Origin of the sequence: Paenibacillus hemerocallicola, assembly GCF_006265175.1 — a bacterium.
In the GTDB taxonomy this organism is placed as follows: domain Bacteria; phylum Bacillota; class Bacilli; order Paenibacillales; family NBRC-103111; genus Paenibacillus_AB; species Paenibacillus_AB hemerocallicola.
Map to the genome: position 1 here is coordinate 5,223 of NZ_VDCQ01000093.1, position 14,705 is coordinate 19,927.

The window sequence follows — 14,705 nt, forward strand, 5'->3', positions numbered from 1 at the left end:
GTTTTCCACCTATTTCAGTGAAATTCGCCGCCCACCTAATTTTTGCTGCCTATTATACAGTTATTTTCCGAGGAGACCCATTTTCATCTCGATTCGTTCCCATCGGCTCAAGACACCGTAACGCTTCTTTCCCGGCCGTAGCCTTTCGCCTCCTGCAAATAGGTGGAATGCCAAAGAGCGAATATGTACACGGCCCACAGCAGGCGGGAATAGTCGCCCTGACCGTTCCGATGCAGCTGCAGCATCCGCTCCGCTTCGGAGATTTGCAAAATATGATCGATGCCGGAAGCGCGAATCTGCTCCAGCAGCTCGCCGCCTCTCGGCCCCTTCAGCCAATCGCGGAGCGGAACCGGGAAGCCGAGCTTCGGACGGTTCAGGATAAAGTCCGGAATGATGCCTTCCATCGCCTTCCGGAACACGTATTTCGTCGTCCCGCCGCCGAGCCGGTAATCGGTCGGAATGGTACGGGCGAACTCGAACAGCTCTTTGTCAAGGAACGGCACGCGAAGCTCCAGCGAATGAGCCATCGTCATCTTGTCCGCTTTCATCAAAATGTCGCCCGGCATCCACAAATTCATGTCGATGTACTGCATGCGCGTCACCGGATCGAGGTGCTTCGTCTTCTCGTAATATTGTCCGGCTATCTTCCATGGATCGCGATACGTGCCGAGCAGCCCCGGGTCGCAGCGGACCAGCGCGGCCTTCGCTTCTTCCCCGAACAGCTTGGCGTTGCCGAGAAACCGCTCCTCGAGCGGCGTCGTGGCCCGCAGCAAGTAATTGCGTCCGGTCAGCCCGCCGGGGAGCAGGCGTACGACCTGATGCAGCAGCCGCTTGAGCGGCAGCGGGAGCCAGCCCAGCGGACGAAGCGCGAGCGGCTCGCGATAAATGCGATAGCCTCCGAACAGCTCGTCCGCGCCTTCGCCGGACAGCACGACCGTTACTTGCTCGCGAGCGAGCTGCGAGACATGGTACAGCGCGATCGCCGACGGGTCGGCGACAGGCTCGTCCTGATGCCAGACGGCCGTAGGCACCGAATCGAAAAAGTCCCGCTCGGTAATGATTTTCGCGTAATGCTGCGTGCCGAGCGCGGCAGCCGTCTCCTTGGCGATTACCGTCTCGTTGTTCGCACCCTCGAAGCCGACGGAAAACGTGCGGATCGGCTCGATCGCCCGCATATGCGCCGCGATTGCGGTCGAGTCGATTCCGCTCGACAAGAAGCAGCCGCGGTCGACGTCGCTATGCATATGGTGAATGACCGAGTCTTTCAGCTTCGCCCGCAGCTCCTCCACGACTTCGCCGAACGGACGCTGCACAGGCGCGAACATGGGGTCCCAATACCGGTGCAGCTTCATCTTGCCGTCGGGCGTCACCGTGACGGTGTGAGCCGGGGGAAGCTTCGAGATGCCCTCGAACATCGTGTTCGGCTCGGGAACGTATTGGAACGTCAAATATTGCAGCAGGCTTTCTTCGGCCAATCGCCGATCGAAGCCTTCAACCGCCAGCAAGCTCTTGATTTCCGAAGCAAACAGGAAACGTTTGCCGTCATGAGCGTAATAAAACGGCTTGATGCCGAAATGGTCGCGTGCGCCGAACAGCTTCTTGCGCGCGCGGTCCCAGATGACGAAGCCGAACATGCCGCGCAGGTGCTGCACGCAATCCTCGCCGTACTCCTCGTACAGATGGACGATAACCTCCGTGTCCGTATGCGTGCGGAACCGGTGTCCTTGCGCCAGCAGCTTCTCGCGGAGCGGCTGGTAATTGTATATTTCGCCGTTGAACACGATCCAGACGGACTCGTCCTCGTTGCACAGCGGCTGGTGTCCTTCCTTCAAATCGATGATGGACAGCCGCCGGAAGCCGAGCCCGATGCCGGGGTCCGTCCACACGCCCGCATCGTCCGGACCGCGGTGACGGATGACGTCCATCATCGCGTGCAAGGAAGCGTCTGGAATGTCTCTATTGTCAAAGTACATCATGCCGGTAATGCCGCACATAGGTACAGTCCTTCTTTCTGCAAATACGTGTGTCGGGTGGCAAGCACCGCAACTAGAAATCAAGTATATCATACCTTGCCGCGAATTCGAAGAACGGATGCGCAAACAGAAGCGGACGGGAACGCAGCAATACGCGGAAAAAAAGCGGTCTTTCGCCCCGATAGGACGAAAAACCGCTTTCCTGCAAAATCGATAACATTCAGTTGCCGGGTACGGCTTGCGCCGGTTCCGAGTATTCTCCTTCGCCGGTCTCGGTCCGAACGGCGGCGATTGCGTACGTTTGCGTTACCCCGTTCGCCAGTCCTTCATCGGAATAGGCGGTACCGGTCACATTGGCGGCTATTCGGGTGTAGCGATTCAACGAGGGATCCAATCGGTATACGTTGTAGGACCCTGCTCCGGCCACCGCCGACCAGCTCAGCTGGACCGTTCCGGAACCGGAGGAAGCCGTCACGGAACCCGGCGCCTGCAAGCCGTATATGCCGGCCCTGATATTGTCCCAATATACGCTCGTTTGGGCGGTCGATGCCGTCGACGCCCCCATCACGCCGAGACTGGAAGGCGAAGTCCAGCCGCTTCCGAAATAAAACGGGATCGTACCGGCCGACAGACCGTTGATGTATATCGTGGCGGTCTCATTGGGCACATCGACGACAGCCTTCAATGTATACCAAGTATTGGCCGCATACGCATGGTTGCTCGGCAAGGCGTAGTAGCTGCCGTCGGAGGCCCGGTAAGAGAAGCATGGGGTCGCCGTACAGCCAATGCCGTTGTACACCAATATTTCCACATAGGCTCTGCTGCCGTCCATTACTTTCAAGGCGCGGATAGGAGTTACCCGGATCGGCAGCATGAAATCCGCTTGCGCCACAAACCGTCCCGATTGCGGCGGAAAAGCGGCATTCCCTGCCGTCTGCCCGCTCGATGCGTCGTACAGCTCCACCGTCTGGGCGGAAGCGTTGCCTGTCGAGCCTGGCGGCACGGCGGACACGATCAGATGGTTCGTCGCGTTGTTCGGCGTCGCTGCGATATGCGGCGGAACGAGCGAGCCCGCCGTCGCGGTCTCGAAATCCTCGGCCAGCAAATAGGTCAACGGATCGGTTCCGAGCAGCGCGCCATTCGTTTCATTGGAAAAATCGATGCTCTCCCCGTACTCGTTGACGGCATGAACGACATAAAAATAATTGATGCCGGGCTGAACGCTCGCGTCCGTGTAGAAGGGATAGACGGACGTCCCGACCGTTTGGTAAGGTCCGCCCCGCAGCATGCTTCGCTTCACCGTGTAGGAGTCCGCGCCCTGTACGGCGTCCCAGCTCAGCCGGACATCGCCCGTCGTGCGGGAAGCCTGCAATCCGCTCGGACCTTCCGGCACGGGCGGTATTTCGCTGTAGCTCACGTTCGAAAACTTCGAAGTATTGTATTTCAGCCGTACGGTCGCCTCCTGGGCCGGATCGGCGACGAGACCGATGTAGACGGCTCCGGTAACGAAACTCGTCTCGTTCTGCTTCGTCCAGTTGGCTCCATCCGCCGAAACGTAAGCGGTCGCCTTGTCTCCGAAGCGGACGAGCTTGAGCCAATACGGCAGTTGGACGGCGGACTCATCCACGGCGCTCTGGATGCCGCCCCCTGTCGCCGCCGCCCGAGAGAAGAAGGACGGATTGAACCTCTGCGCATTCAAATCCAGCCCGATCATCGCCATGCGCGAATCCGGCGTCAGCCGCTCCCGCAGCATAATCCCCGCCTTCGCCTGCTCATTCGTGTGCGTGACGGCATCCACCCGGGCGATCACTTCCCCGTTGCCCTCGAGCGGACGGTACAAATAGCGGAACGCGTCGGAGCCGCCTCTGATCGCGCCCGCGCTTTTTACCGTATAGACGCTATCCGTCACATCCGAATGGCCCTGAATGCCGACGGGGCCGATATCCGTGGAGCTCCACGGCGAGCCGGAGCCGGCGTTGTTGATATAGACCGGGTGCGCCGGCGAGCTTGCCGCCGTACCGCTGTCGTCTACAGCGCGAGCCGTGAGACTGTACGTGCCTTCGGGAATTTGATTCCAGGTGAACGAATACGGCGCCTGCGCCGACTCGCCCAATTTAACCTCGTTGGCATAAAACTCCACTTTGGCAATCGTCCCGTCGCTATCGCTCGCGGCCGCCTGGATCGTCATGCTGCCTCCCGCCGTATGCAGCGAGTCGAGGCCAGGGCTGAGCAGACTGACTTCGGGGCTGTTCGAGCCGTTCGACGCGATCGAATTCAAATAATGCTCCAGATTCGTATAGCCGTCGTTGTCGATATCCCCGTTGCGATCCGAGGCATCGTTCGGATTCAGCCCATTTGCCGTTTCCCATGCGTCGGGCATACCGTCGTGATCGCTGTCTGCAGGCGCCGCCGCGCCGTTCAACGGGGCATAACCGCCCACTTCCCGCTGCGAATCGATCAGCCGTCCCGTCCGGTTGTACACCTGAGCCACGACGCGCGCTTCGCTCGAATCCCGTTTCGGAACGATCGCCCCGGCATTGGCCAGCACGAGCCCGTACGCCTGCTCCGCCGTATGGGTCGCGATACTCGTCGCCGGATACGCCGCCGAACGGGCGACTTCTGTAGTGGAAAAAGTCACGCCAGGTCCCGGATTGCGAATGCCGAGCGAATTGTCCGCCGTTACCTCGGGCGAGCCTTCCATGTAGTTGCCGTTTATGAACGCCGTGGAGTTTTCCCCGCCGGTGAAGATCATATTTTTACGCGCGGTCTGAGTGGAATTTCCCCATTTGTAATAGTTGTTGATCATGTTGAAATCGAGCCCTTGCCCGCTATGGCTCGTATTCGTGCCCCAATCGTAGACGACGTTGTTGCGGAAATCGATCAGCCGGTCCGCCGGATACGGAGGCTCCAAGTAGGTCATAAACCGCGGGTTGCGGTCGCTGTTATGGACGATCAGATTATGGTGGTAGCTCGTTGAGCTGCCCCATATTCCGCCGAAGCCGTGACTTCCCTTCGAATGGACGGAGTTGTTCAAAGCCTCCCCGATCAAGGACCACTGAACGGTAACGCTTTCATTCGGATATGCGGAAAACACCTCGTCGACTCCCCACAAAAACGAGCAATGGTCGATGATGATGTTCGTGCTGTCGCCGAGATAGAACGTGTCCCATTCGACATTATTGATGTCCCCCAGCCGGAAACGCATATACCGCATAATAACGTTGTCCGCGTTGCGGATCTGCACGCCGTGTCCGATGACGGCAATTCCGTCGCCGGGTGCGGTTTGACCGGCAATCGTCAAGTTCGAGCTCGATATCGTCAATACCGACTGCAGCTGTATATGCCCCGATACCCGAAATACGATCGTGCGGTTCCCTTGGCTGACGGCATCGCGGAACGAACCGGGTCCGCTGTCGTTCAAATTCGTGACCTCGTACACGTCGCCTCCGCGTCCGCCTGTCGCATACATCCCATAGCCTTCGGCACCGGGGAACGCCGGGATCGCCCCATTCGCGTAAGCGTTTTCAATAAATGGACCGCCCCACGATACAACAGTCAACAAGCAAGCAGGCAGCAATAAAGCAAGCAGCATTCGCTTCCATTTCAAAATCATATTCGTCATTCCCTCCTTCGACTGCTCGTCGTCTTTCAAACAGTGCCGGTTTCCCTCTCCTCCGCTCCCTGTGGATGCAGTCGTTAGTCGTTCTCTGTGTCATAAGGATAGCGCGGCTGTGCCTTCTCGAACTTATTGTCGAACCGGCCGCGAGCGCGATCGTCGTCACTTATCCCCTCCGCTGATCGGACCCGATATTGGCGAGTTCTGCATAGAAATCGATTTCTGATTTGTTTTAGGAATACGAATTCCTTCTTATTAATTTCAATTTTATAAGTATCTAATATCTACTATGCATCCATTTAATTATACGTATTCTTTTAGCAAAAAAGCAATCGTTTTTACTTGATTTTGAATGTCCTTTTTAAATCGCAAGCTACGTTGCTGCACAATGAGTTGAACGATACGGTCAAATACATGGAACTCGGGGTATGATATACTTGCTGCAATGAGGATGTCTTCTCTGTAGCAGTCCGTCCGGCAGCAAGCCTTACTGGACTCGGGCGTTGACCTTCGGGCAGCGGCGCCGGACGGTGTCGGAAATGACGGAGACGGTTTCGCGATGCAAGTTATAGCAAGCGCTGTCAATTTGGGGGGCTGAGCTGCAGTCATGAATAGCGATCTGAAGGAATTGGCACTTCAACCTGTGGAATTGATAACTGCGCCATCGGAAAAATATGCGGCTGCCCACCGAATGTTTCAAGGAATACCGGCGATTGAACGCACCGGGGGCGGCCGTTTGTGGGCTGCCTTTTACAGCGGCGGCAAAGGCGAAGGCGCGGAAAACTGCGTTCTGCTCGTGACAAGCGGAGATGACGGGCACACGTGGTCTTCCCCCATTCTCGTCGTGGACCCGCCGGGGAAAGTGCGCGCTTTCGACCCGTGCCTATGGATCGATCCGCTCGGCAGGCTGTGGCTGTGCTGGGCGCAAAGCTACGGGCTCTATGACGGAAGATGCGGCGTATGGGCGACTATTTGCGACAAGCCCGAAAACGAGCAGCCGCTCTGGTCGAAGCCGAGGCGCATCGGCAACGGCGTCATGCTGAATAAGCCGACCGTGCTATCGACGGGAGATTGGCTGTTCCCGACAACGGTATGGGAAAATAAAAATTCCTATTTGAATCACATGCCGGAAGAACGTTTTTCCAACGCGCTCGTAACGACCGATTGCGGGGAAAGCTTTACTCTGCGCGGCCAGGCAGATGTTCCCCACCGTCATTATGACGAGCACATGGTGGTGGAGCGCAACGACGGCAGCTTGTGGATGCTCGTTAGAACGACTTACGGAATCGGGGAGAGCATTTCGCGGGACCAAGGGGCGACCTGGACCCCCGGCAAGCCGACTCGGCTCGGAGGCCCGAACTCGCGTTTTTTTATTCGCCGCCTCCGCTCGGGACGGTTGCTGCTCGTCAATCATTACGGATTTCATGGCCGCAGCCATCTGACTGCGCAACTGTCGGAGGATGACGGACATACATGGACGGAAGGGCTGCTGCTGGATGAACGAATCGACGTATCGTATCCTGACGGAGCAGAGGCCGAAGACGGAACGATCTATGTGATCTATGACCGGGAACGTAATCGGGATATGGAAATTTTGATGTCCGTGTTCACGGAGACAGATGTGCTCGCCGGGCGTGGCGTAACAGCCGCCGCGAGATTCAAGGTCATTGTAGACAAGGCCGGGCTTGAAGCGAACGGCAACCAGGAACTGCACGCTGCGGCGTCGCCCAGCCGCAATTTCGCCAGCAAATGGAATCATAGCCTGTTGCTCAAGAAAATCGAGGAGCTCGAGAAATGCAAGGAGAGCGAGGCAGGCGAAGACAGCGCAAGGAAAGCGGTATACCTCGCTGTCCGTTATATCGACGAGCGGCTGCTGTATATTCAGGATTTAAAGGAAGTATCCGAGGCGTCTGGCTACAGCTTGCCCCATCTATCCCGGCTGTTCGTAAAGGAGCTGGGCGACAATTTGCGGGGCTATTACGCCAAGCGAAAATGGCTGAAAGCAATGGAACTGCTGGAGGAAGGAACCGGGAACATCACGAAGGTCGCCGCGATGATGCAATACGAATCGATTCACACGTTCAGCCGGGCGTTCCGCAAAGCGACAGGCCTCTCCCCCATGCAATACGTTCGCAAGCATAAAGAAACTTGCGAAGCCTCTGCGCTCGCCATTCCGCCTCATGATTAGCCGGGAAGAAAGGATCGCATCCCGCCTTTTGCCGATTTCCTGTATGGTTTGCCGGGTTCCGGCAAATAAAAGGGGAGTCGGCTTTTTTGTTTTATCCGGTATTCGGTGCATGCATGAACCTGCACAATAAGTTGCTCGAACCGATCAAATACGATCCCTTGGCCAATTGCTATACTGAGGGTGCGTCTCGGGAAAGCGGGATGCGGCATTGGATGGATGGAAATCATACGCGAACAGATCAGGGAGGATGTATTGGATATGCAATCGGACGATCGGGAGCTGGCGCTTCAGCCCGTGGAGCTCCTATTGGCTCCGGGAGACGCGTACGCCGCGAAATCCCGCAGGTTTCAGGGAATCCCGACCATTGAGCGAACCCGGAGCGGAACACTATGGGCGGCTTATTATAGCGGCGGCGACGGGGAAGGCTCGGAAAATTATGTCGTGCTTGTCCGCAGCAGCGATGAGGGGCGGACCTGGTCGGCGCCGCAATTGGTTATCGATCCGCCGGGAGAAGTGCGCGCTTTCGATCCTTGTCTCTGGGTCGATCCGCTGGGCCGCCTCTGGCTGTGCTGGGCGCAAAGCTACAACATGTATGACGGACGTTGCGGCGTATGGGCAGCCGTGCTCGATGAACCGGACGAGGCAAACGGCTCGTGGAGCGCACCCCGCAGGATCGCGAACGGTATCATGATGAACAAGCCTACGGTGCTCGGTTCGGGCGAATGGGTATTTCCCATAGCGCTATGGTCGGTCAAATGGGCCATTCAAATCTCCGGCGCCGACAGCTTGCCCGATGAGCGCTACTCCAGCGTATACGTGTCTTCGGACCAGGGAAACAGCTTTGAATGGCGGGGCAAATCCAATGTCCCGAACCGCTTCTTCGACGAGCATATGATCGTGGAGCGTAAAGACGACAGCTTATGGATGCTGGTCCGAACGACTTACGGCATCGGGGAAAGCGTTTCATCCGATAAAGGGCTCACTTGGAGTCCGGGCAGGCCGACCCGTCTGGGCGGTCCGAATTCGCGGTTTTATATACGCCGTCTCCGTTCGGGACGCCTGCTGCTGGTCAATCATTACGGCTTCAACGGTCGCAGCCATCTGACTGCGCAATTGTCCGAAGACGACGGATTTACATGGACGGAAGGACTGCTGCTGGACGAACGCGTCAACGTTTCTTATCCGGACGGCACGGAAGCGGAGGATGGAACGATCTATATCATCTATGACCGCGAAAGGAAGCAGGATATGGAAATATTGATGGCGGTGTTCAAAGAAGAGGATGTGCTCGCCGGGCAATGCGTCACTTCCGCCGCCAGGTTGAAAGTTATTGTCGACAAGGGCGGCGTTTAACGGAGCGGCGCGTCGGCCCGTGCGTCGGTTTGGAACGCGCAACGAGCCGCAGCATTATTTTGAAAAATTCAGGGGGGGAACCAAGATGAGGACAACAGAAAAGATCCGGAGAACGAGTCTCGCGGCAATTGGGCTGGCGATCCTGGTTGCATGTGCCGCCGCGTGCGGCCAAAAAGCGGTTACGAACGAGGAAGCGAAGCCCCGGACGGGTGCGGAAACGCAGAAAGAGCCGGAACCGGTAACGCTTCGCGTGTTCAACCCGAATAATTATGCCGAAATATTGTGGAATGATCTATGGGTTGCGCCGATGAAGAAAAAATTTCCGCACATTACGCTAGTTAATGTGAAGAATGAGAAGGGCTCTACCCTCAAGGAGCTGGTGGCTGCCGGAAATGCCCCTGATCTGATTCAGGGCTCCGGGGCGAAATATACGTTTGATTTGGAGCAATTGGGTCTGCTGTACGATATGGCGCCGATGATCAAAAGCCAAAAATTCGATCTGAATCGGATTACTCCGTTGGCGATGGAGGGGCTCAAGCCTTATTTCGACAACAACAAAATATACGGTTTGCCGATTACAATGAATAATACGTCGCTTTACTACAATAAAGACATTTTCGACAAGTTTGCGGTTCCGTATCCGAAGGACGGCATCACATACGATGAAGTGTATGAATTGGCCAAGAGACTGACAAGAGAAGAAGGCGGCATTCAATATCGCGGATTCGAGTTCGCTTCCGCCATTCAGATGCAATACAATCAGCTGTCCTTGCCGCTGGTGAGAAACGATCAAGCCGCTTTCAACACGGACGGGTGGAAAAATTGGTTTAATACGATGAAGCGGTTTTATGAGCTTGAAGGAATGCAGGGACTGAAAACAAACGCCACGGACGCTTTTTTGAAGGATAAGACGCTGGCCATGTATTCGGTGACGAATATTATGAGCACCTTGGCGACCTCCGGCTTGAATTGGGATATGGCGACTATGCCGACGTTCGCGCAAGCTCCCAAAAAGGGCATGCAAGTATTCGGCCCGATTTTGTACGTATCCTCTACGAGCAAGCATAAGGAGGAAGCCTTCTCCATCATCGCCCATTTTCTCTCCGATGAAGTGCAGATTCAGCGTGCCCGGGGCGGAGAACCGACGGTAATGAAAAATGCCGATATTAAACAGCAGTTTGGCGCGGACCGCGACTATTTGAAGGGGAAGAACGTGGGAGCGTTTCTGGCAAACGATATTGCGCCTTCGCCGGAGTTCGTCTCGAAATATGACGTCATCGCCGCTCAGCAGCTGGACGCCGCGTTCTGGGACGTAGTGAACAAAAAAAGCGATGTGAACACCGCCATTCGCCTGGCGGAAGAGAACGCCAACAAAAAAATAGCCGAGGAAAAAACGAAGTAATTTCAGTCGAGTGCAATGCGTATGTCCCGACAAGTTGCGGGCAAACGAAATCCGGTCGGGAGTAACGAAAAAAGCCGCCGCCTGCATGGAATGTGCGGGAAGCGGCTTTGCCATATGCCGGATCGTGCCGACTCGTAGATCGCGCTTGAAATTTTGATCATGTCAGAACACGTGCTTGCCGGCTTTCAGTGCGGCGATGGCTACTTCCGAATGATATAAATTAGGCGTACATATATTGATCACGTCAATATCGTCGCGCGCAATGACTTTGCGATAGTCCTCATACACATCCTTGATGCCATGTTCGTCGGCGATCTTCTGCGCCCCGGCACGGTAGGCGTCGCAAACCGCAACGATCTCCGCTTCAGGATTAGCAAGCCACGCCGGCAAATGAATGCCTCTGAATATATTTCCTGTTCCCACGGCGGCAATCCGCCACTTTCCCATTCTGATACTCCCCAAAACCCAAAGTTTTCTTCCGCTTCCATTATGAGAGCTGACGGGCATGATGACAAGCTATTAATTTGATTAATTTGCAATCCTTGGGGAAGAAAACTCGCTTCGATCAATCGAGTACACCGCGGCTTCACCTTTGCGCGAGCGCCCAACGAGTCGATGCAGGGCGAAATCAAGTCCGATGAGGTGTTGGGGAATACATGTTTCGGCGTATTGTCCGCCAATCCTACCCTCAGCAATCAATGATAAGCCGGCAGCCAATTGCCATGCCGTTCGATCAGATCGTCGCACATCGCTACGATATCGTCGATGGACAGCTCCGCCGACGTATGCGGATCGAGCAGCGCGGCTTGATAAATGGAGTCCTTTTTCAATGTAGTCGCAGCTTCGATCGTCAGAAGTTGGGTGTTGATATTCGTCCGGTTCAGCGCCGCGCACTGTACAGGCAGACTCCCGGCGTAAGTCGGGGTTACGCCGCTCGAATCGGCGATGCAAGCCACCTCCACGCACGCTTCGCTCGGCAAGTTCGCGATCAGTCCGGTATTCATCACGTTGCCGCCGAATTTGAACGGAACGTCAGTTTCGATTGCATCCAAAATATACGAGATGTATTCATGAGAGCGCGTATGCGTCAGCCCTTCGTTACCCACCAGTTCGTCGCGCATCGTCTTCCAACGCTCGATCGCCCTGACGCAGCGGCGCGGATACTCGTCGAGCGGAATGTTGAACCGCTCGATCAGCTCGGGATAATTCCGTTTAATGAAGTACGGGTGGTATTCCGCGTTATGCTCCGACGACTCAGTGATGTAATAGCCGAATCGCCGCATCAGCTCGAACCGGACCATGTCGCTATGCTTTCCGTTCTGCTTCTCGACAGCCCGGCGTTTGATTTCCGGATACAAGTCCTCCCCGTTCTTCGTTATCTCGAGCAGCCAGGCCATATGGTTGATGCCGGCGATTTTCCACTGCACGCCCGTCGGATCCATGCCGAGATGCTTCAGCAGCCGCGGCGCGCACGCTTGTACGCTGTGGCACAGGCCGACCGTCTTGACACCGCCATACGTATTCATGACGTTCGTCAGCACGGCCATCGGGTTCGTGTAGTTGAAGAACAAGGCATCCCGACAAACCTCCCGTACGTCGCGGGCGATATCGAGCATGACCGGAATAGTGCGCAGGTTGCGGAAAATACCGCCGATCCCGACCGTGTCGGCTATCGTCTGGCGAAGCCCGTACCGGTTTGGTACCTCGAAATCGGTGATCGTGCATGGATCGTAGCCGCCGACCTGGATCGTGTTAATCACATATTTCGCTCCCCGCAACGCCCCCTTCCGATCGGGGTAAGCCTTCACGGAGCAACTGCTGCCCAGTTTGCCGATCAGATGGGCGAGCATCCTCTCGGTGTCCTTCAGCCGTTCCGCGTCGATGTCGAACAGGGCGAACTCGAACGACTGCAGCGACGGTACGAGCATGCAGTCTCCAAGCACGTTTTTGGCAAACGCCACGCTGCCCGCTCCAATAAACGTAATTTTGTCCATTTTCCATTCTCCTCCGAAATCAATGTCAGTTAATTGCTCTATTTTCATGCTACTATCCGTCTTACATTTGTTATCTTATCTACTACAAGCATAACAAACGACCGCTCCCTTCCATCCAGAAAGGACACGGTCGTTTTCTGCATTGCGGCAGCCTGATATGTAGCTACGCGGCGCCCGCCATGTCCGGCTTCGTCCCCGCCTCGGCTTGGCGCGTCACGGGACAAGGGGCGAGAAGCCCCTTCAGACTTCAGGCCGACATTACTTGGCCGTATATCCCCCGTCTACCGGCAAGTTGGCTCCCGTTACGTAGGCGGAAGCGTCCGAGGACAAAAAGACGACGCTTCCAGCCAGATCCTCCTCGCCGGCCATCCGGCCAAGCATCGTCCGTTCGTTGTAGCGCGCCTGAAAGGCGTCCGGCGTGCGGTGGGAGGCCAGTCCGCCCGGGCTGATGCAATTGCAGCGCACGTTGCGGGGGCCGTAATGACTAGCCACAAAACGGGTAAAATTGAGCATCCCGCCCTTATGGTAGAAATAATCCGGAAAACACCCGTGGAATCCCATATCCTTGTAAAGCCACTCGTCCGGACCGACCATCCCTTGTATCGAGCCGATGTTTATAATGGAGCCAGAGCCTTCGGCAGCCATCACATCGCCGAATGCACGCGTTACGGCAAACAGCCCCGTAGCGTTGATGCGCATGCTCTTGTCGAACGCTTCGAGCGGATCGTCCCACGAGCCCATAGTCCGGGCAACCGCGTTATTGACGAGAATATCGATGCGGCCATGCACCGCCACAAGCCGATCCCGCAGCTCCAGCACCGATTCCTCCAGCTCTTGGTCCAGCTCATGGGCGGCCACGGCAACCCCTTGCCGCCCGAAGCTCTCCTCCAACTCGGACAGCCGCTCCCGGCTGCGCGTTGTCATATTCGTCCTGGCCCCGGCCCGTGCAAGCGCCAGGGCAATTTGCCGTCCGTACAGCCCCGCTCCTCCCGTGACCAAGGCGGTCTTCCCCTCCAAGGAGAACGATTGCAATACGCTCATGTTGCAGCCTCCCCTCCTCGTCCATTCGCAAGCTCGCATAATGTCCCGGCGATGTAGCGCTCCCGTTCGTTCTGCCGAGAATAATAGTAGACGATCAGTATCCGTCCATCGTGAAGCTGAGCTGCGCAAGTGTAGCCGATATCGCCGCCGTGCCCGTCTTCCCGGACAATCTCCTCCTCCTCCTCCGCCCAGCGCTCGCATTCCGCGTCCAGCAGGACGGCGCGAATACCGTACGGCCTGAACCGGTAGCCGTATGTCAGCAGCACGCGACCGTCTCGCAAACGCAGCGGATGAAACGGACTCGGCGAGTACAAGGGACGACGAACCGGAGCGCTCCACGTCAAGCCGTCGTCTAGCGACTCTGCGGTTACTAGCGGGTATGCTTCGCGGCCGTCCTCCGGCTGCGGATTCCGTTTGTGACAGCGGGCAAACAGGACGATCTTGCCGGAGGGCGTCCGGTACAGGTTCGGCTCGAATAGGCCATAGCCTTGCTCCGGCTCGATGACAGCCTGCCGGGTCCACGATACGCCGCGATCGTCCGTCCTCCCCACGATCGCCCGGGAAACCCCGTCCTTCGCTCCGTCCGATTCGCTATAGAATGGAACGAGCAGGCTGCCGCCCGCCAGTTCCACGGCGTTGCCGCGTATCGACAATCTTCCTAGATCGACCGGGAGTGGACGGTCCCACGTCAAGCCGCCGTCGGCCGATCTCAGCGTATACGATCCAACACGTTTGCCGAGCCAGTTGTTGTACACCTTGTAATCGTAATCGGGATCTCCTCGTACATCGTCCTGTTCTGCTACTTTCCACATGAAGCAGGTGGCGAACATCGTACCATCCGCCAGCACATTCAGACACGGGTCCTGCACGCCATAGAAAAAGTCGTCGTACAAGACGTTCGCCTCGGAACTCCACGTTTCTCCGTCGGCCGAAGTCGCAACTACGGCCCTGGAAGACGGATCGACGTGCTGCAGGCCGAACGTACCTTGCCGGTCCGGCGCTTGGCGGAAAGCGACGACGAATGTCCCCTCCTTGTTTACGACAATGTTTGGAAACGAATTGTAATGCCGGTCCTTGTACAGGACGATATGTTTGACAGGCTTGAGCGCCAACCTCATTTCCTCCTATGCGATGTCTT

The 14,705-nt window shown here is 56.7% G+C and carries 9 protein-coding genes; 3 read left to right on the top strand and 6 right to left on the bottom strand.

Annotated features, from left to right (window positions below):
- Positions 1-107: 107 nt before the first annotated feature.
- Entirely contained in the window at positions 108-1,994 is a 1,887-nt protein-coding gene (gene asnB / locus FE784_RS37265; RefSeq protein WP_139607357.1) for an asparagine synthase (glutamine-hydrolyzing), read from the bottom strand.
- Positions 1,995-2,193: 199 nt separating this feature from the next.
- The gene (locus tag FE784_RS37270; protein ID WP_139607358.1) at positions 2,194-5,586 is read right to left on the bottom strand and encodes an Ig-like domain-containing protein; all 3,393 of its coding nucleotides are present in this window, start codon (positions 5,584-5,586) and stop codon (positions 2,194-2,196) included.
- 610 nt (positions 5,587-6,196) lie between these two features.
- On the opposite strand from FE784_RS37270, the gene FE784_RS37275 reads away from it, so the two are divergent.
- The 3 genes from FE784_RS37275 to FE784_RS37285 all read left to right on the top strand — a co-directional run bounded on the left by FE784_RS37275 (position 6,197) and on the right by FE784_RS37285 (position 10,532).
- A complete protein-coding gene (locus tag FE784_RS37275) occupies positions 6,197-7,777 on the top strand; it encodes an exo-alpha-sialidase (protein WP_176706792.1) in 1,581 nt (526 codons plus the stop codon).
- 216 nt (positions 7,778-7,993) lie between these two features.
- Positions 7,994-9,130, top strand: coding sequence for a sialidase family protein (locus tag FE784_RS37280; protein ID WP_218103875.1), 1,137 nt, complete (start codon positions 7,994-7,996; stop codon positions 9,128-9,130).
- A gap of 85 nt (positions 9,131-9,215) precedes the next feature.
- Positions 9,216-10,532: an ABC transporter substrate-binding protein gene (locus FE784_RS37285; protein ID WP_139607359.1), complete on the top strand. Its 1,317-nt coding sequence runs from the start codon at positions 9,216-9,218 to the stop codon at positions 10,530-10,532.
- Between the two features lie 162 nt (positions 10,533-10,694).
- On the opposite strand, the gene FE784_RS37290 is transcribed toward FE784_RS37285, so the two are convergent.
- The 4 genes from FE784_RS37290 to FE784_RS37305 form a co-directional block, all read right to left on the bottom strand.
- Positions 10,695-10,979, bottom strand: coding sequence for a Gfo/Idh/MocA family protein (locus FE784_RS37290; RefSeq protein WP_176706793.1), 285 nt, complete (start codon positions 10,977-10,979; stop codon positions 10,695-10,697).
- Positions 10,980-11,227: 248 nt separating this feature from the next.
- Positions 11,228-12,526, bottom strand: coding sequence for an alpha-glucosidase/alpha-galactosidase (gene melA, locus FE784_RS37295; RefSeq protein ID WP_139607361.1), 1,299 nt, complete (start codon positions 12,524-12,526; stop codon positions 11,228-11,230).
- A gap of 258 nt (positions 12,527-12,784) precedes the next feature.
- The gene (locus FE784_RS37300; RefSeq protein WP_218103876.1) at positions 12,785-13,567 is read right to left on the bottom strand and encodes an SDR family oxidoreductase; all 783 of its coding nucleotides are present in this window, start codon (positions 13,565-13,567) and stop codon (positions 12,785-12,787) included.
- The gene (locus FE784_RS37305) at positions 13,564-14,679 is read right to left on the bottom strand and encodes a sialidase family protein (protein ID WP_176706794.1); all 1,116 of its coding nucleotides are present in this window, start codon (positions 14,677-14,679) and stop codon (positions 13,564-13,566) included. Before FE784_RS37305 ends, FE784_RS37300 begins: the two co-directional genes overlap by 4 nt.
- Between the last annotated feature and the right edge of the window lie 26 nt (positions 14,680-14,705).